Origin of the sequence: Rhizobium sp. B21/90 (assembly GCF_019355815.1) — a bacterium.
Classification (GTDB): Bacteria; Pseudomonadota; Alphaproteobacteria; order Rhizobiales; family Rhizobiaceae; genus Rhizobium; species Rhizobium rhododendri.
Window position 1 is genome coordinate 1,276,752 of sequence record NZ_CP072163.1, and the last position, 21,365, is coordinate 1,298,116.

Annotated in this window: 19 protein-coding genes and 1 pseudogene; 16 read left to right on the forward strand and 4 right to left on the reverse strand. The window is 61.5% G+C overall.

The genetic code is table 11. The annotated features are described in order from the left end of the window. Window positions 1–13: 13 nt before the first annotated feature. The 6 genes from J5278_RS23960 (at window position 14) to J5278_RS23985 (ending at window position 6,470) form a co-directional block, all read left to right on the forward strand. Window positions 14–994 (forward strand): sugar phosphate isomerase/epimerase, encoded by a 981-nt coding sequence (locus J5278_RS23960; protein WP_161990991.1) that lies wholly within the window; start codon window positions 14–16, stop codon window positions 992–994. 55 nt (window positions 995–1,049) lie between these two features. Continuing rightward, the gene (locus J5278_RS23965; protein ID WP_142831294.1) at window positions 1,050–2,114 is read left to right on the forward strand and encodes a substrate-binding domain-containing protein; all 1,065 of its coding nucleotides are present in this window, start codon (window positions 1,050–1,052) and stop codon (window positions 2,112–2,114) included. A gap of 70 nt (window positions 2,115–2,184) precedes the next feature. Next, complete coding sequence (locus tag J5278_RS23970) at window positions 2,185–3,708, forward strand: sugar ABC transporter ATP-binding protein (protein ID WP_219258618.1); 1,524 nt, start codon at window positions 2,185–2,187, stop codon at window positions 3,706–3,708. A gap of 25 nt (window positions 3,709–3,733) precedes the next feature. Next, window positions 3,734–4,714: an ABC transporter permease gene (locus tag J5278_RS23975; RefSeq protein WP_161990988.1), complete on the forward strand. Its 981-nt coding sequence runs from the start codon at window positions 3,734–3,736 to the stop codon at window positions 4,712–4,714. Next, window positions 4,711–5,586: a MurR/RpiR family transcriptional regulator gene (locus J5278_RS23980; protein WP_142831292.1), complete on the forward strand. Its 876-nt coding sequence runs from the start codon at window positions 4,711–4,713 to the stop codon at window positions 5,584–5,586. The genes J5278_RS23975 and J5278_RS23980 overlap by 4 nt, the downstream gene beginning before the upstream one ends. Continuing rightward, window positions 5,583–6,470 carry a ribokinase gene (locus tag J5278_RS23985; RefSeq protein WP_219258619.1) on the forward strand — a complete coding sequence of 296 codons (888 nt, stop codon included), beginning with the start codon at window positions 5,583–5,585 and terminating at the stop codon, window positions 6,468–6,470. Before J5278_RS23980 ends, J5278_RS23985 begins: the two co-directional genes overlap by 4 nt. On the opposite strand, the gene J5278_RS23990 is transcribed toward J5278_RS23985, so the two are convergent. Then, a complete protein-coding gene (locus tag J5278_RS23990; RefSeq protein ID WP_209187922.1) occupies window positions 6,467–6,907 on the reverse strand; it encodes an RbsD/FucU family protein in 441 nt (146 codons plus the stop codon). The genes J5278_RS23985 and J5278_RS23990 overlap by 4 nt on opposite strands. A gap of 362 nt (window positions 6,908–7,269) precedes the next feature. Between J5278_RS23990 and J5278_RS23995 the strand changes: the two genes are divergently transcribed. The 5 genes from J5278_RS23995 to J5278_RS24015 all read left to right on the forward strand — a co-directional run bounded on the left by J5278_RS23995 (window position 7,270) and on the right by J5278_RS24015 (window position 13,251). Beyond that, on the forward strand, window positions 7,270–8,331 hold the full coding sequence (locus tag J5278_RS23995; protein WP_209229603.1) for an ABC transporter ATP-binding protein: 1,062 nt from the start codon (window positions 7,270–7,272) through the stop codon (window positions 8,329–8,331). A 74-nt stretch (window positions 8,332–8,405) separates the two neighbouring features. Further along, window positions 8,406–10,067: a sugar ABC transporter substrate-binding protein gene (locus J5278_RS24000; protein WP_219258626.1), complete on the forward strand. Its 1,662-nt coding sequence runs from the start codon at window positions 8,406–8,408 to the stop codon at window positions 10,065–10,067. Window positions 10,068–10,180: 113 nt separating this feature from the next. Then, a complete protein-coding gene (locus tag J5278_RS24005; RefSeq protein ID WP_374109198.1) occupies window positions 10,181–11,290 on the forward strand; it encodes a carbohydrate ABC transporter permease in 1,110 nt (369 codons plus the stop codon). 10 nt (window positions 11,291–11,300) lie between these two features. After that, window positions 11,301–12,233 (forward strand): carbohydrate ABC transporter permease, encoded by a 933-nt coding sequence (locus J5278_RS24010; RefSeq protein WP_142831287.1) that lies wholly within the window; start codon window positions 11,301–11,303, stop codon window positions 12,231–12,233. 91 nt (window positions 12,234–12,324) lie between these two features. Beyond that, complete coding sequence (locus J5278_RS24015; RefSeq protein WP_142831340.1) at window positions 12,325–13,251, forward strand: ribokinase; 927 nt, start codon at window positions 12,325–12,327, stop codon at window positions 13,249–13,251. 36 nt (window positions 13,252–13,287) lie between these two features. Here the strand turns inward: J5278_RS24015 and J5278_RS24020 are convergent, their stop codons facing one another. Beyond that, the gene (locus J5278_RS24020; protein WP_143123236.1) at window positions 13,288–14,217 is read right to left on the reverse strand and encodes a LysR family transcriptional regulator; all 930 of its coding nucleotides are present in this window, start codon (window positions 14,215–14,217) and stop codon (window positions 13,288–13,290) included. Window positions 14,218–14,376: 159 nt separating this feature from the next. On the opposite strand from J5278_RS24020, the gene J5278_RS24025 reads away from it, so the two are divergent. Continuing rightward, a complete protein-coding gene (locus J5278_RS24025) occupies window positions 14,377–15,204 on the forward strand; it encodes an alpha/beta fold hydrolase (protein WP_219258628.1) in 828 nt (275 codons plus the stop codon). 74 nt (window positions 15,205–15,278) lie between these two features. Then, window positions 15,279–16,181 (forward strand): VOC family protein, encoded by a 903-nt coding sequence (locus J5278_RS24030; RefSeq protein WP_219258630.1) that lies wholly within the window; start codon window positions 15,279–15,281, stop codon window positions 16,179–16,181. A 197-nt stretch (window positions 16,182–16,378) separates the two neighbouring features. Here J5278_RS24030 and J5278_RS24035 read toward each other — a convergent pair. Continuing rightward, window positions 16,379–16,594 (reverse strand): annotated as a pseudogene (locus J5278_RS24035) (Fic/DOC family N-terminal domain-containing protein); the annotation flags it as partial. Window positions 16,595–16,884: 290 nt separating this feature from the next. Here J5278_RS24035 and J5278_RS24040 point away from each other — a divergent pair. Further along, complete coding sequence (locus tag J5278_RS24040; RefSeq protein ID WP_219258631.1) at window positions 16,885–18,042, forward strand: esterase; 1,158 nt, start codon at window positions 16,885–16,887, stop codon at window positions 18,040–18,042. A gap of 221 nt (window positions 18,043–18,263) precedes the next feature. Next, a complete protein-coding gene (locus J5278_RS24045) occupies window positions 18,264–19,292 on the forward strand; it encodes a GH25 family lysozyme (RefSeq protein WP_142831282.1) in 1,029 nt (342 codons plus the stop codon). A 31-nt stretch (window positions 19,293–19,323) separates the two neighbouring features. Here J5278_RS24045 and J5278_RS24050 read toward each other — a convergent pair whose 3' ends face one another. Beyond that, window positions 19,324–20,649: an FAD-binding oxidoreductase gene (locus J5278_RS24050; protein ID WP_142831281.1), complete on the reverse strand. Its 1,326-nt coding sequence runs from the start codon at window positions 20,647–20,649 to the stop codon at window positions 19,324–19,326. A 238-nt stretch (window positions 20,650–20,887) separates the two neighbouring features. On the opposite strand from J5278_RS24050, the gene J5278_RS24055 reads away from it, so the two are divergent. Then, complete coding sequence (locus tag J5278_RS24055) at window positions 20,888–21,364, forward strand: Lrp/AsnC family transcriptional regulator (protein WP_219259220.1); 477 nt, start codon at window positions 20,888–20,890, stop codon at window positions 21,362–21,364. Window position 21,365: the final 1 nt, after the last annotated feature.

Consider the following 21,365-nt stretch of genomic DNA (forward strand, 5'->3'; position numbering starts at 1 on the left):
TCCAGTGACCCAGTTGAAATTCGCCACCCGCCTCAATTCATTTGCTTCCCGGCCGCAGGCGGAATGGCCGGACCTTTCCGGCAAGCCAACCGTTTCGCAGATGGTCGCCCGGGCCGCGAAGGTGAAGGGCCTGACGGATCTGGATCTCAACTACCCCGACCACGTTTCGGAAAATCCCCGCGAGCTGGCCAAAAAGATCAACGATCTCGGCCTTTCCATCAACGGCTTTGCTATGCGCTACTATACCAACCCGGCTTTCAAGATCGGCGCTTTCACCAATCCTGACGCTGCGGTCCGTCGTGAAGCGATCGAACTGACCAAAAAAGGCATCGACGCAACGCGTGAAGCCGGTAGCAACCTGATGACCATCTGGCTTGGTCAGGACGGTTTCGACTACGCGTTCCAGGCCGACTACGCCACGCTGTGGAAATACGAATTGGACGGTATTCGTGAAGTCTGCGAGCATGACAAGGATTGCCTGATCAGCATCGAGTACAAGCCGAACGAGCCCCGTTCCTATAGCCTGATGCCCGACTGCGCGACGACGCTGCTGGCGATCAAGGACGTCGACATGCCAAACCTCGGCGTCACGCTCGACTTCGCCCACGTGCTCTATGCCGACGAGCAGCCGGCCTTCGCGGCAGCATTGATCGCCCGCTACAGCCGCGTGCTCGGTGTGCACCTGAACGATGGCTACGCCAAGCGCGACGACGGCCTGATGGTGGGCGCGGTACATACGCTGCAGACCATCGAGCTGCTGCGCCAGATCCGCAAGGACGGCTATGACGGCGCCATCTATTTCGACACGTTCCCAGACATGACCGGGCTCGATCCGGTTCACGAATGCGAGGTGAATATCCAGACCGTGCAGCGGATGCTGAAGGTCGTGGATCGCCTCGAGCAGGACAATCGCCTGTCCGGCGCGATTGACCGACAGGATGCTGTTTCCGCTCAAGCCGTCATCCAGGAATTGATGTTCGGCGCGGGAGCATAACGCAATCTCCGCAGCGCAGACGCTGCTGTTTCCATTTCATATTCGGGAGGAACCGATGAAGACTTTTCTGAAAACCACGCTTGCCGGCGGTTTGGCGGCGACCTTGCTGTTCAGCGCCGCCATGGCACAGGAACTGGCGCCCTTGAATTCGGACACCGAGAAGGACCGCATCGACTGGTCGCAGCTCGATGCGAAGCTAGGCCCGCTGCCCAAGCCAGCCGCTGGCACCAAGGCTGGCGCCGTCTCCAAGACGCTGACCAACGAATACTGGCGCTCGCTCGGCGATGGCTACAAGAAGTTCGGCGAAAAGATGGGCGTTTCCGTCGCCTACCAGGCAGCCCAGAGCGAGGGTGACCAGCTCGGCCAGCTGACGATTGCCGAAGGCTTGATTACGCAGGGCTTCAACGTGCTGCTGGTATCGCCCCAGACCGATGCCAACCTGCAGCCGGTAATGGAGCAGGCAAAAGCGGCCAATGTTCCAGTGGTCAACGTCAACGATGCCGTCATTCCACAGGCGGAACACTATGTCGGCAACGTCCAGCGCGATAATGGCGCCCGCGTCGCCAAGTGGTTCATCGAGAACCGCCCTGAAGGTGGCAAGGTTGCCATCGTCGAAGGCCAGGCCGGTGTCTACGCTGCCGTGCAGCGCACCGACGGCTTCAAGTCGACGATCACCCAGAACGGCAAGTTCCAGGTGGTTGCCAGCGTTCCAGGCAACTGGGATCGCCAGACGTCCTACGACGCTGCCACCAACATCCTGCAGCAGCATCCCGATCTGATCGGCTTTTATGCCAACAATGACGGCATGGCACTCGGCATCGTCGAGGCCGTCAAGTCGGCTGGTCTCCAGGGCAAGGTCGCAGTCTTCGGCACCGACGGCATTTCGGACGCCTACAAGTCGATCAAGGCCGGTGAACTCACCGGCACCGTCGACAGCTTCCCGGTTCTGACCGGCGAAGTCGCTCTGGAAACCGCCCTGCGGCTCGTTGCCGGCCAGAAGGTTCCGCGCGTCGTCGCAACGCCCCAGGCGCTGATCACCAAGGACAACATCGCACGCTACCAGGGTGACGACACCGCCATCCGCGCCGTCCTGATGGAAGACGCGGCCAAGGCTCCCTGACATTCAGCGGCCAGTTATCCGACGCCGGCCAGCAATGGCCGGCGTCTCCGAGTACAAGAGGTGCCGAGACATGACGCAGACGCCCAGACTAAGATTTGAATCCATATCCAAGTCGTTCCCCGGCGTCCTTGCCCTGTCGGACATATCCTTCGATGTTCCGCCGGGCGAAATCCACGGGCTTCTCGGGGAAAACGGCGCCGGAAAATCCACGCTTCTTCGCATTCTGTCCGGCGTGTTCCGGCCAACCAGCGGCAGCGTGTTCGTTGATGGCGAGGCGGTCTCCTTCCGCAACCCGTCCGACGCCCGCCTGGCCGGCATTGCCATGATCCACCAGGAACTGCAGCAGGTGCCGCATCTCAGCGTCGCCCAGAACATGTTCCTGGGCCATCCCCTGACCAAGGCCGGCGGCATTTTCGTCGCACGGCACGAGCAGGAGCGCAGGGCCGCCGAAGCGCTGGCGATGATCGACCCGACCATCGATCCGGCAGCGCCGATTTCGACGCTGAAGGTCGCCCAGCGCCAGATCGTCGAGATCGGCCGTGCGCTGCTCGACCGCGCCAAGATCATCGCAATGGACGAACCGACTTCGAGCCTGACACCCAGCGAGTTCGAAAAGCTCGCCGAGGTCATCGCCAATCTTTCCGCGACCGGCGTCTCCATCATCTACGTCTCGCACAAGATGGACGAAGTGTTTCAGATCTGCCAGGGCGCCAGCGTCATGCGCGACGGCAAGCTGGTCGGTCGCGTCGATATCCGCACGGCATCCCACCAGGATGTCATAACCATGATGGTCGGCCGCCAGCTGATGCAAGAAAAGCATGTGTCGCATGCGACAACCATGGTGAAGCTCGAGGCTAAGAACCTGTCTTCGGCGACCAAGATCCGCGATGCCTCGTTTCGGCTGCACCGGGGCGAAGTACTCGGCGTGGCCGGGCTCGTCGGCTCCGGGCGCACCGAACTGCTGCGCCTGCTCGCCGGCGTCGACCGCATCACGTCCGGTTCGGTCGAGATCGACGGGAAGCCGCTTCCTCTGCGCAGCCCGCGCGATGCAATCGCTGCCGGCATCGGCCTTGTGCCGGAAGAGCGCAAGCGCGAAGGCATTATTCCCGGTCGCTCGGTGACCAACAACATGGCGCTTGCGTCCTTGGGCAGCTTTTCCAAGGCGGGCATCATCCGCAACGGCAAGCTGCGGGCGACCGCGACCGACCTGCTGCGCCGCGTCAACCTGCGGCCTTTCCAGTTGGACCGGCCCATCCGGCTGTTCAGCGGCGGTAACCAGCAGAAGGCGATCATTGCGCGCTGGCTGGCGGCCAAATCGCAGATATTGTTGTTCGACGAACCCACGCGCGGCATCGATGTCGGGGCGAAGTCGGAAATCTACCAGCTGATCGAGGCCCTGGCCGCCGACGGTCACTCGATCATCGTTGTCTCCTCCGAGCTGCCGGAAGTCATTCGTCTCTCCGACCGGGTGCTTGTCATGCGCGAGGGGCGGATTGCCGCCGAGATCGAGCGCGCCGATTTGTCCGAAAGCGCCATCGTCGCCCACGCCATTCCCGGCGTCAGTCAATCCCCCATGTCAGCTCCGGCTGCGTGAGCGCTGAAAAGTATAGGAGCTCATCATGAACCATACGTCACCCGCCGATGCGACAAAGCTTTCCTCCGGTTTCGGCCGCTTCTCCTTTTCGCTGCGTGACGCCGGCACCCTGATCGGACTGATCGTTATTCTGGCGGTGTTTGCAGCGATCGTCCCGGGCTTCATCTCCGAACGCAACCTCGTCAATATCCTGCAGCAGTCCAGTATCAATGCCTGCCTCGCGCTCGGCATGACCCTGGTCATCATCTCCGGCGGCATCGATCTTTCGGTGGGCCCGACGGCTGCCATTGCGGCTGTGATATCGGCAACAATGCTGCTTTCGGGCGTTCCGATCCCGCTGGCGATCCTTGCCGGCATCGGCATCGGCGCCGTCTGCGGTTTCATCAACGGCGTGCTTGTGGCCTATGTCGGGCTGCAGCCGTTCATCGTCACGCTCGGTACGCTCAGCACCTACAGGGCGATTGCGCTGATCTACACCGGCGGCAATCCCGTGCTCGGCATTCCTGTCGGCTTTCGCAGCCTGTTCAATGGCAACCTCCTGGGCTTGCCGACGCCTGTCTGGATCGTCGCAGTCGTGGCAGTTGCAGCATGGGTCCTGTTGAAAAAGACGCCGATCGGCGAATATCTCCTGGCCGTTGGCGGCAACGAGGAAGCAGCCTACGTCGCCGGCGTCCCCATCGCCCGCACCAAGATCACCGCCTATGTCATCTCCGGCGCGCTTGCGGCACTGGCTGCCCTGATCCTTGTCGGCCGCCTCGGTGCTGCCGAACCGATCCTTGGCAATCTCTGGGAACTCGACGCGATTGCGGCCTCTGCCATTGGCGGCGCTTCGCTGATGGGCGGCAAGGGGAGCGTGCTTGGGACAATCCTCGGGGCGATCATCCTCGGCGCGATGCGCAACGGTCTTACCCTGATGAATGTGCAGGCCTTCTATCAACTGCTCGCCACTGGCCTTATAATCCTTGTCGCAATGATGATCGATCGCGCCACAAGGGGACGAGGATGAATACCGAAAGCTTCGATACTAAGGCTGTTGGCCCACGCATCCGAATGATGATGCCGCTGCTGACACCACTCGAAGCAAAGGTCGTCGATACCGTCTTCGCCCTCCGTGACTTCAGCGACAGCACATCGCTGAAGCAGATCGCCGACGATGCCGGCGTCTCGGAGGCCATGGTGGTGAAAATCACCAAGAAGCTGGGATTTGCAGGATACCGCGATTTCCGTACCGCCGTTAGCCAGTACAACCGCCAGCCGACGGCGGAGATGCATCAGGAACTGTCGGCAGACGATACGTCTCAGGAAATTGTCCAGAAGGTGTTCCGAACATCCATTAATGCGCTTGAGGAAACGCTGTCGATCCTCGACATGGAGGCGTTCGATCGGGCCTCCGACCTCATACACCGCGCAAGACAGCGCGATTTCTATGGCGTCGGCGGATCGGCACAGATTGCCCGGGATGTTGCGCACAAATTCCTGCGGATCGGCGTGCGGGCGAATATGTTCGACGACAGCCACATGATGCTGATGTCGGCATCGTTGCTCGGCGATGGCGATATCGCCATCGGGTTTTCTCATTCGGGAAATACGACGGCAGTGATCGAGGCGATCCAGCTTGCGCGCCGCAACGGCGCCCGGACGATTGCCATCACCAACTACAATTCTTCTGCCCTGGCGCAATCCGCAGACGTGGTGCTGTGTTCGACCGCCCAGGGTTCGCCGCTGATGGGTGAAAATGCTGCAGCCCGCATAGCGCAGCTGAATATCCTCGACGCCATCTTCGTGTCGGTCGCCCAACGCGATTATCAGGCTGCCGAACGAAACCTCGACCGGACCATGTCCGCAGTTACATCCAAACGGAAAGAGCGACCTTTATGACGTCTTTGCCCCTCGTGACCGTGTTCGGAAGCCTGCATTACGATATCGCCGTGAATGGACCTGCGCGACCGCGCAAGGGCGAAACCATCACAGGCGTGTCGTGGCACCCGAAGAACGGCGGCAAAGGGGGCAACCAGGCGGTGTCAGCCGCCCGCACCGGCGTTGCGACCGCCATGATCGGCGCTGTCGCCGATGACGATTTCGGCCATGCGCTGCTTGCCAACCTCGAGCGTAAAAAGGTCGACGCCCGGTTCGTACGGCGAAAAGCGTCGCTGTCCACCGGCATGAGTGTCGCGATCTTCGACGCCGAGGGCGACTACGGTGCCGTCATCGTATCCGGCAGCAATCTGACGCTGGGCGATGACGATATCGCCGCTGCTGCAAACGTGCTGCAAAAGACAACGGTCCTTGTCCTCCAGAACGAGGTGCCGGATGCGGCCAACGTCGCTGCAGCGCGGGCCGTCAGCAATGCGGGCGGCCTGGTGCTTCTCAATGCAGCCCCGGCGCGCGCCCTGTCGGACGAGCTCCAGTCTCTTGTCGATGTCATCGTCGTCAACGGGATCGAGGCGGAAATGCTGGCAGGCGTGCCGGTGGTCGAGACGCTGGAAGGCGCTCTCGCCGCCGCGCGGCTCTTGTCGAAAAGCTTCCGGCAGGCGGTGGTGACCGCCGGCGGAGCAGGGGTTGCCTATGCCGACGCCGATGGCAAGGAGGCTTTCATGGCCGCCCTGCCGATCAAGGTCGAGAGCACCCACGGTGCGGGCGACGAATTCATCGGCGTGCTGGCCGCAGGCATGGCGTCGGGCAATGACATCGAGATCGCGCTGCGTCACGCCAACGAGGCGGCCGCTTTGCTGGTCTCGACGCCTGAGAGCGAGCGGGGCTAGATGACGCCCTTGGTCAGGATGAAGCAGCCGTAAGGTCCGGGATCGGACGTCCTGACGATGGCAAAGGCGCGCTTGGCGACATCATAGAACGCAAATCGCTCCAGCGCCTCGACGGTGATGGGTCGGCCTTCCGCCGCATCGAAGACTGCCTGCATCGCCGGAAAGATCGGCATCTGACCGTCGGGATCGCCGACCACCTGCATGCGCTTGACGGGGGCATCGACGAAAGTATCCAGCGGCATCAGCGTCAAAATTGCTTCAGTCGCCCGCGCCAGACCGCATCCCGATATGTTCAGCAACTGGCCATGGGTCGTCTGCCGTGCGATCGTCTGGGCCGGATGGTTGATATCGCAGACGACAAGCGTATCGCCGTGACCCATCAGCATCAAAACGTGGATGAGTTCCGCGCTGATGACCGGATCTATGCCTTTGAGCATGGCTGTTTCCTCCCGAAAAGCTCTCCATGACTTCACGAAGTATATGATAATCGTGATGCATGCAATCCGGCCCCAGTGTGCACCGCAGTGAAATCGAGGTTATCCATTTTCCTGCATCTGCAATGAGGTTATGATCGAAAAAAGAACCTTTTCAATAGAGATATTTAGGCAATAAACTCAAGTCACCAAAACTTTACACTTTACAGTTCGAATTTTACGTGTGAAGTTTTTCCAATGTGATTGAGCCTCCCAGGGCAGACTGCACGGGGCGGGTGCGGTGATCCGGCGCTCGCCACCGCAGGTAGCCGAGACCGATCGCATGCTGCGGGGAGAGCGCGGCGCAATGGGCAGGAGATTTGTTTTTGGCATCGATGAATATCGTCAATGTCGGTAAGGCCTACGGTAGCCTGACGGTGATCCACGGCGTTTCCGTTGAAATCCCGGACGGCGAATTCGTCGTTCTGGTCGGGCCATCCGGCTGCGGAAAATCGACCTTGCTGCGCATGGTCGCTGGCCTTGAGCCCATCAGCTTCGGTGACATCGAGATCGACGGGAAGGTGGTGAACAACCTGCCACCCAAGGATCGCGACATCGCCATGGTGTTCCAGAGCTACGCGCTCTATCCCCACAAGACCGTGGCCGACAATATGGGTTTCGCGCTGAAGATGCGCGGCGAGCGCAAGGCAGATATCGACGCCCGCGTCCGCAAGGCAGCCGAAATCCTCGATCTTGTGCCCTATCTTTCCCGCTATCCGCGCCAGCTTTCCGGGGGCCAGCGGCAGCGTGTGGCCATGGGACGTGCCATCGTGCGGGATCCCAAGGTGTTCCTTTTCGACGAGCCGCTCTCCAACCTCGATGCCAAGCTGCGCGTCCAGATGCGCGCCGAGATCAAGGAACTGCAGCGCCGCCTTGCGACGACGATGATCTACGTGACCCACGACCAGGTGGAGGCCATGACCATGGCCGACCGCATCGTCGTCCTCCGGGATGGGCGGGTCGAGCAGATCGGCTCGCCACTGACGCTCTACGACAAGCCAGCCAACACTTTCGTCGCCGGCTTCATCGGCTCGCCGTCGATGAACCTCGTCAAGGGCCATATCCGCTCGGGCGCAGCGCCGTTCTTCGAAACCGACGAGGGCATCCGGCTTCCGCTTTCCGGCGCACCGGCAGCGTCCGATGGAAAGCCTGCCTATTACGGGATCCGACCGGAGCATTTCGTGCTTGGCGGCGACGTCAGGGCTGATCTCACCATCGTCGAATCGACCGGCTCCGAGACGCAGGTCTTTGCCCGGCTCGGACAGCAGAAGATTATCGGCGTCTTTCGCGACCGCGTCGAGGCTGCATCCGGCCAGCCCTTTGCGATGACGCCCAATCCGGCGATGGTGCATCTTTTCGATGCGCAGAGCGGCTTGCGTCTCGACTGAGTTTTCAGGAATGCGCTCCGAGGGGGGAGCGCCAGACGCCACGATGCGTGGCAACTTCACGGGAGGAGAGAGAAATGAAAGTTGGCGATTACGAACGAATGATGGCCATGGCGCTGAGCCGCCGCGCCATTTTGAAAACCAGCGCGGGCCTTGGGGCACTTGCTGCCGCTGGCAGCGTGCTTGCACCATTCGGCAATGCCTTTGCGGCCGACGCGTCGCTGCGCTCGCAGATCCTGCAGGTGCCGGGTGTCGGCAAGGGGTCGCCGACCGATGCCGACTGGCAGAAGGTCGGCCAGATGTGCCTCGATGCGACCAAGGCCAACGTCAAGCAGGGTGAGTTCGCCGGTGTCCAGCTCTCCTTCATGGGGCTCAACAACCAGAACCTCCACAACCTCCTCTTCCGCGGCTTCCTGAAGCCCTGGGAAGACTATACCGGCGCCAAGATCACCTGGATCGACCTTGCGCAGGCCGACTATAATCCGCGCCTGCAGCAGGCGATTGCCACCGGCACCGTTGACTTCGACATTCTCGAAATGGGCGCACCGTTCGAGGGTGACGTCTGCGGCAAGGGCCTTGCCTCCGTCATGCCCGACTGGGTCAAGGCGCAGATCGACATGGACGATTACGTCGACTATCTAAAGGCGCCGGTTGGCACCTGGGATGGCAAGACCTACCGCGTCTCCGTCGACGGCGACTGCCACAACTTCAACTACCGCACCGACTATTTCACCGACGCCGACCTTGCCAAGGCCTGGAAGAGCGAAGGCCATGAAGGCGAGTGGGGCGTGCCGAAGACCTGGCAGAAGGTCCAGGAAGTCACCAAGTTCCTGAAGGGCAAGAAGATCGCCGGCGCCGATGCCATCGGCTACCTCGATGCGCCCAAGGCCTGGGGCGGTTTCGGCTTCTACTTCCTCGGCAGCCGCGCCACCGCCTATGCCAAGCACCCGGACGACAAGGCCTGGCTGTTCGACATCGACACGATGAAGCCACGCATCAACAACCCGGCCTGGGTGCGCGCAATCCAGGACGTGGTCGATGCGTTGCCGTCCGAATCGGGCGACCAGCTGAACGCCGATCCAGGCACGACGGCCTTCCAGCAGTTCCTTGCCGGCACCGGCTCGATGATCTCCTGGTGGGGCGACGTCGGCCAGAGCGCGCAGACCAGCGACAGTTCCGTGGTCGGCACGACGGTCGCCTTCGACATCCTGCCCGGATCGGACGATGTCTACAACGCCAAGACCGGCACATGGGACAAACTCGCCAGCGGGCCGAACTATGCGCCGAACATGGCCTATCTCGGCTGGGGCGTCTACGTGATGGCCCGGGTGGACAGCGACGAGAAGAAGAAGAAGGCCGCCTGGAGCGCTGCTGCCCATCTCGGCGGCAAGGACCTGGCACTCTGGACCGCCGCCTATCCTTCCGGCTTCCAGTGCTACCGCAAGAGTCAGTTCGACATCAAGGAATGGGTCGCGGCCGGCTACGAGGAGGCCTACATCTCCAACTACCTCGCCTCGCAGTCGAAGTCCTACAACCACCCGAATGCGGCAATCGAACCCCGCATTCCCGGCATCTTCCAGTACTACAGCGTTGCGGAAGATGAGCTGGCCAAGGTGTTCGCCGGTCAGGTGAAGCCTCAGGACGGCGCCGATGCGATCGCGGCGGCGTGGGAGAAGATCACCGACCAGCTCGGGCGCGAAAAACAGATCGCGCTCTACAAGGCCTCGCTCGGCGTCTGATTTCGCCGGAGAAGCCTACCCCGTCAGGCGCCGCTGCGTGCGTTGCCTGACGGACTGCCGGACCGGAGTCCGGCCGGCTGCAGAATTTGTCCGGGTTAGCCAGGGATGTGCTTATGTCGCATGCGAATATGCCGGTTATCGGCACGATCGAGCCGGTGGGGGCGCCAAGCCCGTCCGCGCGGCAGGGCCGCCTTCTGCTGATTGGGGCGAGCGTCCTGCTTGTGGCCGTGCTCATCCTGCAGATCCTCGATGCGTCCGGCGTGACGGCCATTGGGCTCGTCAGCTGGCGACCGCTGGTCTATGCCTATGTCGTCTGGTCGGTGGCGCTCTGTGCAGCCCAGGTGATGATCCGTGGCGAAGCCGGACAACGGGCCGCATTCGTGCTTCCGGCCGTCCTGTTCACCGTGGCGATGGTGATCTTCCCGACGGTCTTCGGCCTCTACATCGCCTTCACCGACTGGAACCTCAGCGCTGCGAACGGCAGACAGTTCAACGGCCTCGACAACCTCCGCACCCTGTTTGCGGATACCTATTTCTGGAATGCGCTGCTGAACATGGTCTATTATGTTCTCTCCGTGCTGGTTCAGTACACGATCGCCTTCGGACTGGCGCTGCTGCTCAATGCCGAGATCCGGGCTCGCAAGTTTTTCCGCGTCGCGTTCCTGCTGCCACTGATGCTGAGCCCGGTTGCCGTCAGTTGGATGATCGGCAAATCGCTGATGGAATATCGCTTTGGCCCGGCGGCAACGCTGGCGCGTCATCTCGGCTGGGAAAATCCCGCCTTCTTCTCGACCCCGGCGCTGGCCCGCGCCTCGATCATGGCGATGGATGGATGGGTTTCCATCCCGTTCATGATGATCCTGCTTTTGGCTGGCCTCCAGGCCCTGCCATCCGAGGTCAAGGAAGCGGCCAAGGTGGATGGCGCCTCGGGCTGGCAAAGCTTCAAGGAAATTACCTTTCCGCTAATGCTGCCGGTCAGCCTGACGGTCGTCATCCTGCGCGTCATCTTCGAACTCAAGCTCGCCGATATCGTCATCAATGTCACCGCGGGCGGGCCGGGCGGCGCCACCGATACGGTCTCGAGCTTCATCTTCCGCGAATACCGGGATCGCTCGAATGTCGGCTACGGTACGATGCTCGCGGAATTCTACCTCGTCGTCATCATCATCTTCGTCTCGCTGATCCTGAAATTGGCGAGCCGGTGGATGCAACGTGCAAATTGAGGGCAGACCGATGTCGACAAGCCAACCCCTTCACGCGCCCACCGAAAGGCAGCCCGGCCTCTGGGCCCGGCGCCCGGCGTTTCTTACCAGCAGCCTTCTGATCTATGCCGCACTGGTGTTCTGGGCATTCATCTCACTCTTTCCGATCTACTGGACCATCACCACGTCGTTCAAGACAGCTGTGAATGTGACGCAGGGCAATATGATCCCCTTCGTCGACTTCACCCCGGACTGGAAAGGCTGGCGCTCGCTCGGCCTGTCGCCGGACACGATCTTCGTGCAGTCGACCGTGCGCGACGAGTTCATGATGCGGTTCCTGAACAGCATCATCGCATCGTCCGGCGGGGCACTGCTTGCGGTCATCATCGGCTCGCTCGCCGCCTATGGGCTCAGCCGGTTTTCCTACCGGTTTCTCTGGATGCGCAACAAGGATATCTCCTTCTTCTTCCTGTCCCAGCTGATCCTGCCGCCGGTGGTTCTCGCCATGCCTTTCCTCGTGCTCTACAAGCACCTGATGCTGCTCGACACGCTGGTCGGCCTCATCCTCATCTATACGCTGATGGTGCTGCCGATCGTCATCTGGATCATGCGCGACCAGTTCGACACGATCCCGGTCGAGCTGGAACAGGCAGCCCTGGTCGACGGCTGCTCCATCTGGGGCGCCTTCGTGCGCATCGTCCTGCCGATTGCGTTGCCCGGCATGGTGGCGGCTTTCATCCTGTCCGTCATTCTCTGCTGGAACGAATATTTCTTTGCAGCCCTGCTGACCAGTTCCAGCGCCAAGACCCTGCCGGTCATGGTGGCGAGCCAGACGGGGTCGCAGGGGATCAACTGGTGGTCGATGGCCGCCATCTCGACCGCCGCGATCCTGCCGCTGATCCTCATCGGTATTTTCCTCGAGCGCTACATCGTCAAGGGCCTGACGGCAGGTGCCGTCAAGTAACCGGCTTGCGTCGAAGCTGGCAGTTGCGAGACGGGCGATAGGACGGATATGATCCGGCGCAGACACTGAACGTCGACAAGGGGTGGTCATGGTGGGAACAGGCGTTACGATCCTCGGCATCTTTGTGGCCGACACAGCTTATCTGGCACACCGGATGCCGGATGTCGGCGAAACCATCAAGGGCAGCGGCTTTGCCGTCGGCCCCGGCGGAAAAGGGTCGAACCAGGCGGTCGCGGCCGCCAAGGCCGGTGCCGAGGTCTCGTTCATCTCCAAGATCGGCCGCGATACATTCGGCGATCTTGCGCAGAAAACCTATGCCGATGCCGGGGTTAAGCCGCTGCTGGTGATCATGGACGACGAGCCGACGGGGGCGGCCTTCATCTATGTCAACGACAGCACCGGCGACAACGCCATCATCGTCTATCCGGGCGCTGCCGGGACCATCGGGGTCGATGATGTCGAGGCGGCGCGCGAGGCGATCCGCCAGTCGGCCGTGTTTGTCACGCAACTCGAGCAGCCGGCCGTCGCCGCCTTGCATGCCCTTGCGATTGCCCGCGCTGCTCGCGTCACAACGATCTTCAATCCGGCACCCGCCGAAACTTTTCCCGAGGCGATGCTCGACCTGTGCGACTATATCATCCCGAACGAGACGGAGGCTGCAGCCCTCGTCGGCTTTTCCCTCGACACGATCGCGGATGCGAAGCGGGCCGGCGAAGCGCTGGTCGCGCGCGGTGTCGGTGCCGCCGTCATTACGCTCGGCGGGCGTGGCGTCTATTACCATGACGCAGGCACATCCGTGCATGTTCCGGCCATGAACTACGGACCCGTGATCGACACAACGGGCGCAGGCGATGCGTTCGTCGGCGGTTTTGCTGCCGCGATATCGCGCGGTTCGGCGCCGCTCGATGCCGTCAGCTTCGGCTGCGCCACCGCCGGCATCGCGGTGACGCGACGCGGAACGGCGCCCGCCATGCCGACGCGCAGCGAGATCGAGGCGCTGCTTGCTTCGACAAAGTAGATGCTGGTGTAACGTCCCGTCGTCCAGGCCGCAGCCTCAGGATCTGACTGTGGGCCCAGTCCACTGCGCGCGGGAAAACTCGCGCGTGAAATGCTCGATCACGGCCTTGACCCTGAGAGGCCGCAAGGGGCTGGGCGGAGTGACGAGGTAGAGACCCAGCGATGTCGCCGACCACTCCGGCAGGCCTGTTTCGAGCTTGCCCGCCTCGAGGTCGCGCCACACCATGAAATCCGGCTGCAGGGCGAGCCCTTGGCCGGCCAGCAAGGCGGGGTTCAAGATGTCGACATTATCCGTCCACATGGAGACCGGCGGCGCGACGATCTGCTCGCCAAGGACGGGATGCGTGAATTTCCAAACCCCTCTGGAGGGGCCGCCCGTATAGGCAAGCGCCCGATGGTCTGCAAGCTCGCCGGGAGTTTTGGGGCGTCCGTATCTGTCGAAATAGTCCGGCGACCCCACCAAAAGGATCCGCACGGTGGCAAGGCGTCTGGCAAGCAGCGACGAATCCTCCAGGCTGGCGATGCGGAGTGCGAGATCGTAGCCCTCGGCAATCAGATCGACCTTGCGATCGCTCAGCGAGAATTCCAGCGTGATCTCCGGATAGGCTTTTAGAAGGGGCGGCAAGGTCGCCCCGAGATACGCCGTGCCGAACGACAGCGGTGCGCTGACCCGCACGAGGCCGCGCGGCATATCCGTCTGCTCCGACGCCTCTTCTTCCAGCGCCCGGGCCTCATGAAGGATGCGGGTCGCACGTTCGAGCGACGACCGCCCGGCCTGGGTGACCGAAAGGCGCCTGGACGTGCGGGCGAACAGCGAGAAACCCAGCCGCTGTTCCAGCCGGGAAATCGCCTTTGAGACGGTCGGGTTCGACAGGCCCAGCTCTTCCGCCGCCCGCGAGAATGAACCGAGTTCGGCGACTTTGGCGAAGATGGCCCAGGCTTCAAGATCGGGGAGTCGCGTCTTCATTGTCATTTCAGGAAACAATATGTTTCCAATGTTTCTATTTCGTCAAGTGGAAATCAAGGTCATCTTCAGGGTGTCGGAAAAACGCGGTTCCTAACCAGCCGCCCGGCCGCCAACGACCCGAGCACATCATCATCTGAAACCCCAACATTGGAGACCACCATGCCCACGATCACCACACAAGACGGAACCGAAATCTTCTACAAGGACTGGGGTTCTCGGGATGCCCAAGTCATCATGTTCCACCACGGCTGGCCGCTCACCTCAGACGACTGGGATGGGCAGATGATGTTCTTCCTCGACAAGGGATACCGGGTCATCGCCCACGACCGCCGCGGCCATGGACGCTCCTCGCAGATCGGCACCGGCCACACTATGGACACCTATGTTGCCGACGTCATGGCGCTCACCGATGCCCTCGACCTACAAGATGCCATCCATGTCGGCCATTCCACGGGTGGCGGCGAGGTTGCCCGCTACGTGGCCAATGCCAAGGCCGGGCGCGTCTCCAAGGCTGTCCTTATCAGCGCTGTTGCGCCGATCATGGTCAAGACGGACCGCAATCCGGATGGCGTGCCCATGGATGCCTTCGACTTCGTTCGCGACCAGACGGCCACCAATCGTTCGCAGTTCTTCTACGATTTCACGATGCAGTTTTTCGGCTACAACCGCGAGGGTGCCGATGTGAAGGAAGGCGTCCGTCGCAACTGGTGGCGGCAGGGCATGATGGGAAGCGTGCTCGCCCACTACCAGGGCATTGCGGCCTTCTCGGAGACCGATTTCACCGAAGACCTAAAGAAGATGGCAGTGCCGACGTTGGTGATGCATGGCGAGGACGACCAGGTCGTGCCGTTTGCTACGACCGGCAAGATCTCGGCTTCGATCGTTCGGGGCGCCGTCCTCAAATCCTATGCCGGTTATCCGCACGGCATGCCAACGACCCATGCCGATGTCATCAATGCCGATCTGCTGGCCTTCGTCCGGAGCTGATCCCCGATGCCATCTTGGGTCCTTCTGAGCCACGATGGCATTCCAATCCTATTCGAGGAATTTTCCCCATGTGCATGCAAACGACAAGAGCTCGGGCCCTGCGACTGACTGTGGCTGTGGCAATGCTTGCCTTGCCTCCCTTAGCGGCTTTTGCTGCCGACGCCGGCGTTGCCGTAGGTCCGCAATACGACACGACCCACGTCTATCTCGACGTTGGTGACGTCGATCGTTTCATTGCCAGCTTCACGGCGACATTTGGCGGCACATCGACGAAGCAGGTGGTCGCGACGGTAACGCCGACGCCGAGCTCCACGACATCGCAGCTGATCCAGACGTCGGCAGGGCTGGTTTCTCTTTTCGGCTTCAAGACGCCGATACCCTATCCATTCGGCACCGAGCGGACCGGCTATCTGGTCAAGGATCTCGACAGCGCCATTGCCGCGGCCCGGAAAGCAGGCGCCGCCGTCGTTGTCGACAGTTATCCCGATCCGATTGGCCGGGATGCCATCGTTCAATGGCCGGGTGGCGTCAACATGCAGCTTTACTGGCATACCAAGGCACCTGCCTATGCGCCGCTTCAAACCGTTCCCGAAAATCGCGTCTACCTGTCTCCAGACGTTGCGGATGTCTTTGTCGCGGATTTCGTAAAATTCTCGCAAGGCAGGGTAGTGTCCGATACCAGTGACGCGGCGGGTACCGACATCGGCCGTGACCGCGCCGACACGTATCGCCGCATCCAGCTGGAATCGGCCTTTGGAACAGTGACGGTGCTGGTGACCGATGGTCATCTGCCTTACCCCTTCGGCCGGGAGACGACAGGCTACGAGGTGACCGACCTTGAGGCAACGCTTGGGAAAGCGACGGCATCGGGTGCGAGAATCCTCGTGCCGCCATTCGCAGCCAAGGGACGGGAGGCAGCGATGGTGGAGTTTCCAGGAGGCTATATCAGTGAAATACACAGCGTTGCAGAACGATAGGTTCGACCGGTTAAGAAAGCCTCCGCACGAGCAAGGACACCGGCCCGCAGCGCTTCTCCGAAAGCGAGATCAGCAAGCTCATGATCGACAAGTTCGAGTAGCCCGGTAGGCGGCTTTCGAAAAGCACATGCGAGACGAGGACATCCGCCTCGGCCGCGTTCAGGAGCTCACCAGGTCGCTAAAGGAGGTCCTGCCGAAGGGCAGCCGGTCTGCGCCTCGGTCTCGAAGCAGAGCAGGTCCGAAAGGGTCGATTGCGTGCGCTCGATCTGGGACGAGAGGGCCGCGTCCTTCCTCACATACATATAGAGGAACAGCTCCTGGCGCGGGAGCAGCATGGTGATGCCGTCCAGACCCCCCAAGGCGTGCTCCGCCAGGCTCACGAGGGCGCGCACCATGTCGCCCGCAACGGGCAAGTTCCAGGCTCAGACCGAACCCTTACTATAAAGATCCTGTCATTGCAAAACCGAGGGTCAAAGGAGGGGTATGTCAGAAAAGATAACCCGTGCCGTGAAGGGGAGGGCGTGCCTATGGCCATTGTCCGGCGAGGAGAGGCTCAAACGCGCTGCTTCCTTTCCAACCCGCTATCTGCCTCTCGATCGGTACCCTTTTCTGCTCCCCAGTGTAATTATGTTGAAAGTTTATGGGCCATCCTTAGGCTGACCAGCCGAGTCGTCTGTTTTGAAATTTTTTGGAGGAGGTTTTCATGCGGTTGCTTTTGCCTGTTCTCTCGATTGCCGGATGCCTGATCGGCATACCCGCGTCTGCTGTCGATCTGCCGGCGGCGCCGCCCTCGGACCGTCCGTTGAAAGAGTTCGTGACCTCGGTCGAGAAAGACGGATCGATCATCTTTCGCTTGTATGCGCCGTCGGCCAAATCCGTGTCTGTGGTGCTGGGGACCGGCGATCCAATGCCAATGCAGCGTAGCGACACCGGCGTGTGGACTATGCAAAGCGAACCGCTGAAGCCCAATCTCTATGAATACTACTTTAACGTCGACGGGTTCCGCAGCATCGATACCGGCAGCAATGCGCCCAAACCGCAGCGGCAAGTCAATAGCAGCCTCATTCTGGTGCCCGGCAGTATTCTCGACACCCGCAATGTCGCACACGGCGATCTAAGGCTCGTAACGCTGCATTCGAAGGCTCTGAAATCCGAGCGGCAGATGTATGTCTATACGCCGCCCGGCTACAGCGACGCCTCCAAGCGGCTCCCCGTGCTCTATCTTTATCACGGCTTCGGCGACACCGCCGCGTCCTGGATTAGCCAGGGCAGGGCGCCGCAGATCCTCGACAATCTCATGGCGGAAAACAAGATCCGGCCGATGATCGTCGTTATTCCGGACACGGAGACCGATGTGGATGAGGCCATCGCCGAGAATTTCCCCGCCGCAGACCGGCGCAAGACATTCTATCCCGTCAATGCTGAGGCAGCGGACCGCGAGCTGATGGAAGACCTCATTCCCTATATGAAAAGCCATTACCGGGTTCGCAACGACGCCGACGGCCGGGCCGTGGCCGGTCTGTCGCAGGGCGGATACCAGGCGCTTGTCTCCGGCTTTTCGCATCTCGGCACCTTCAGCTGGGTGGCGACCTTCAGCGGCGTGTCGACCACGACTGTGCCTAACAAGGCCGTTGACGATGCCTTGAACGATCCTGCCAGGATCAACAGGAACCTGCGCAATTTCACCGTCACGGTCGGCGCCAAGGATCAGGTGACCGGCAAGGACATCGCCGGCCTCAAAGCGACATTGGACAAGAACAAGATCGCTTATGAATACCACGAATATCCTGGCCTGCAGCACGAGATGGATGTGTGGCGGCCGTCACTCGTGACGTTCCTGGAGAGGCTGTTCAGGAAATAACGACCTGCAGACTTTCGGGCACGAATATCGAAACGGAGGGCATTGTCCGGCGGATGACGGAATGTTGAACGAGATACCTCGCTTTGCGGTGCGAGGAAAAATGCAAATGTCTGCTGCGTAAAGATCGCATTCAGTCTTTTTTGCTAATCTGGCGTTAGTAATTGGCGCCGGCGCGGTCATTCGCCCGTCTCCATGGGCGATTGTCTTGCGTACGGGTTCTCATGCGTTCATTCATTTTGTCAGCAATCGTCTCGGCCTGCGTGCTTTTGTCCGGCTGCACATCGCGTTCGGCGCCCGAGGCTGCCGCCGCCGCTGTCCCCTCACAGGAGACGACGGGTTCGATCACTCGACCATCGGCCGTGGTGCCGCCGGCCAATGTCGGGCAGTCCGCGCCGAAAGTCGTGGCCGCGCGCGGCCAGTCGAATTTGGCAGGGGCAATGCCGGAACCATTGGGCTTTGCCTCTCCTTCCGGCAACATCGGCCTGCCAGTGCCGGGCTCGCGGCCCGCGCTCCAGGTGGCGATGGCGATGCCGGAGATGCCTTCCGCCGCACGCTCCGCCGGGCAGATCTACGGCCATCGGTTCAGGGATGCCAAGCCGATGAATTTCGGGCGATCCAACCCGCGCAAGCTCGAGGTCCACGGCGTCGACGTTTCGCGCTGGCAGGGCGATATCGACTGGGACCGGCTGCGCACGCAAGGGGCGAACTTCGCCTATATCAAGGCCACCGATGGCGGCGACCATCTAGACCCGATGTTCAAGACCAACTGGCGCAAGGCCAAGGAAGCCGGCGTGCGCCGCGGCGCCTACCACTTCTTCTACTGGTGCCGCACGGCCGGCGAGCAGGCAGACTGGTTCATCCGCAACGTACCCCGCGAGGCCAATGCGCTGCCGCCCGTCATCGATGTCGAATGGAACGGCCAATCGGCCTGCAAGCAGCGGATTTCACGGGCAAAAGTGCTCGAAAAGATCCAGGTCTTCGCCGAGAAACTGGAGCGCCATTATGGCCGCCGGCCGATCATCTACACAGCGCCGGATTTCTATCGCGACAACCTGCAGGGCGAACTGCTGGATTATCCCTTCTGGCTGCGCTCCGTTGCCGCTCATCCGTCGGAACTCTATCCCGGGCGCAAATGGCTGTTCTGGCAATATTCCGGTTCCGGCCTGACGGACGGCGTGCGTGGCAAGATCGACCTCAACGTGTTCCACGGCAGCGGCGGCGAGTGGCAGAACTGGGTCGCGTCGCGCTGAGCGTCACCGGCGCCCCGTGGCGTCGGCATGCTCAGAAGTCGGCAACCTTGCCCCAGACCGATTTGCTCAACCGCGCGGGGTCGTAAGGTACCGGGTCTACCAGCGGCGGCGTTCCGGCAATGATATCAGCCACCAGATGGCCAGCGCCCGGTCCGATGCCGAAGCCATGGCCGCTGAGGCCGGCCGCGAGGATCAGCCCGGGGAGGCTCGCAATTTCGCCGATGGCGGGAACCCCGTCCGGCGTGCTGTCGATGTAGCCGGCCCAGGCGCTCTCTTGGCCGATATCCTTTAGTCCCGGCAGAAGCTTTCGGGCCCGCCGCAGCGTCTCGTCGATCTGCGATTGATCCGGCGTCGGGTCGAGGACGCGATTGCGCTCCATCGGGGTGGGGGCGTCGAGCCGCCATTTCGTGACGCTCTCGTGTCCTGATCGCCATCCCTCGGCCCCGCCCAGCGCCAGGCTGCGGCGGCGCTTGGCAAACATCGGCACGAACTCGCGGGCAAAGCGCACCTGTTGCGCCGTCGGATCGACACGCGCCCGGCCGCTGATGGCCAGCGTGTAACCGCCATTGCCCCGGCGCGTCACCGAAACCTCGGCAGTGTGAAGCGCATCTGGAATGCCTTCGGCGCCCGGTCCCACCGACAGAATCGACGACCGGACCGAGGCTTGCGGAAAGCGGATGCCGAGCTGGCGGCAGAAGGAGGAGGCCCAGGCGCCGCCGGCCAGCACAACGGTCTTTGTTCGGATGGTGCCGGCCTCTGTGATCACGCCGCTGACGCGCCCGGCCTCGGTTTCAACACCCCGCGCAGCACAGAGCTGGTGGACGGAACCGCCGGCAGCGATGATGCCGCGTGCCACGATCGGTGCCGCACGGGCCGGGTCGGCGATGCCGTCGCTCGGCGAAAATACGCCGCCTTTCCAGCGCTTGCCAGTTGCCTGTCCGCGCTGCGTGGCCTCATCGGCAGTGAGCACGTGCGTCGTGACCCCGACGGTTGCCGCAAAATCGCGCCAGCGGGCCCAGCCGGCTATCTCGGCTTCGTTGTCGCTCAGATAAAGCAGCCCGCACTTGGTGAAGCCGACGTCCTCGCCGAGATCGCCGGCAAGCTTGTCCCACAGGGCGAGACTTTTCGTCGCCATCGGCAATTCGCGGGCATCTCGATTTTGCTGGCGGCACCATCCCCAGTTTCGGCTGGATTGCTCCGCGCCGACGTAGCCCTTTTCGACAAGTGCGACGCGAAAGCCGCGGCGGGCGAGATAATATGCCGAGAAGACGCCGACGACGCCTCCGCCGATAACGACGACATCCGCTTCCGCAGGCAAATCCGGTGTTGTCTCGATCTTCAAAAGCGGCGCGGGCATGCGATTTCTCCAATGAAGACATAATTATAGCCAGAGGCTTGCGCTAGCGTTTGCCGCAGAGCATGGCCAATCAGCATTTCATGGCGTGACTGCCGTCGCTGGAAGATTATTCTGCTTAACTTGTCAATTGCGCGATTTGCAGGGCGAGAGCGGCCTTGCCCGGCTTGATGCATTTTTCATTCCGCATAATATGCTGCAGCAAGCGCGGTGAATGAGCACCGGACGTCATGGAGCGCTGATGAAACTCGACCGGATCGACATCAAGATTCTCTCCGAACTGCAGAAGAACGGCCGCATCACCAATGTAGAGCTGGCGGATCTGGTCAACTTGTCGCCCAGTCCCTGCCTGATGCGGGTCAAGAAGCTGCAGGCGGAAGGCTATATCGTCAGCTACTCGGCACAGATCAACGTTGCCAAGCTCGGGCAGACCCTGACGGTCTTTACGGAAGTGACGTTGAAGAACCATCGGCAGATCGATTTCGCCCGGTTTCTGGCGGCCATCGAGAAGGTCGACTCCGTCATCGAGTGCCATCTGGTCTCGGGCGGATACGATTATCTCATCAAGTTCGTCACCGGCAGCATCACCGAATACCAGACGATCATGGAACGCCTCATCGACATGGATATCGGCATCGACAAATATTTCAGCTTCGTCGTGCTGAAATCGCCGATCACACGGGCGCATATGCCGCTCACCAGCCTCTTCCCGATGTAAA

What these genes read in the sequence shown, in the direction of transcription:
- J5278_RS23985 (WP_219258619.1), top strand. Translation starts at nt 5,583, where the DNA reads ATGACGTCTTTGCCCCTCGTGACCGTGTTCGGAAGCCTGCATTACGAT.
- J5278_RS24010 (WP_142831287.1), top strand. Translation starts at nt 11,301, where the DNA reads ATGTCGACAAGCCAACCCCTTCACGCGCCCACCGAAAGGCAGCCCGGC.
- J5278_RS23990 (WP_209187922.1), bottom strand. Translation starts at nt 6,907, where the DNA reads ATGCTCAAAGGCATAGATCCGGTCATCAGCGCGGAACTCATCCACGTT.
- J5278_RS24025 (WP_219258628.1), top strand. Translation starts at nt 14,377, where the DNA reads ATGCCCACGATCACCACACAAGACGGAACCGAAATCTTCTACAAGGAC.
- J5278_RS24030 (WP_219258630.1), top strand. Translation starts at nt 15,279, where the DNA reads ATGCAAACGACAAGAGCTCGGGCCCTGCGACTGACTGTGGCTGTGGCA.
- J5278_RS24005 (WP_374109198.1), top strand. Translation starts at nt 10,181, where the DNA reads ATGTCGCATGCGAATATGCCGGTTATCGGCACGATCGAGCCGGTGGGG.
- J5278_RS24045 (WP_142831282.1), top strand. Translation starts at nt 18,264, where the DNA reads ATGCGTTCATTCATTTTGTCAGCAATCGTCTCGGCCTGCGTGCTTTTG.
- J5278_RS23980 (WP_142831292.1), top strand. Translation starts at nt 4,711, where the DNA reads ATGAATACCGAAAGCTTCGATACTAAGGCTGTTGGCCCACGCATCCGA.
- J5278_RS24055 (WP_219259220.1), top strand. Translation starts at nt 20,888, where the DNA reads ATGAAACTCGACCGGATCGACATCAAGATTCTCTCCGAACTGCAGAAG.
- J5278_RS24020 (WP_143123236.1), bottom strand. Translation starts at nt 14,217, where the DNA reads ATGAAGACGCGACTCCCCGATCTTGAAGCCTGGGCCATCTTCGCCAAA.
- J5278_RS23970 (WP_219258618.1), top strand. Translation starts at nt 2,185, where the DNA reads ATGACGCAGACGCCCAGACTAAGATTTGAATCCATATCCAAGTCGTTC.
- J5278_RS24000 (WP_219258626.1), top strand. Translation starts at nt 8,406, where the DNA reads ATGAAAGTTGGCGATTACGAACGAATGATGGCCATGGCGCTGAGCCGC.
- J5278_RS24040 (WP_219258631.1), top strand. Translation starts at nt 16,885, where the DNA reads ATGCGGTTGCTTTTGCCTGTTCTCTCGATTGCCGGATGCCTGATCGGC.
- J5278_RS23965 (WP_142831294.1), top strand. Translation starts at nt 1,050, where the DNA reads ATGAAGACTTTTCTGAAAACCACGCTTGCCGGCGGTTTGGCGGCGACC.
- J5278_RS23975 (WP_161990988.1), top strand. Translation starts at nt 3,734, where the DNA reads ATGAACCATACGTCACCCGCCGATGCGACAAAGCTTTCCTCCGGTTTC.
- J5278_RS24050 (WP_142831281.1), bottom strand. Translation starts at nt 20,649, where the DNA reads ATGCCCGCGCCGCTTTTGAAGATCGAGACAACACCGGATTTGCCTGCG.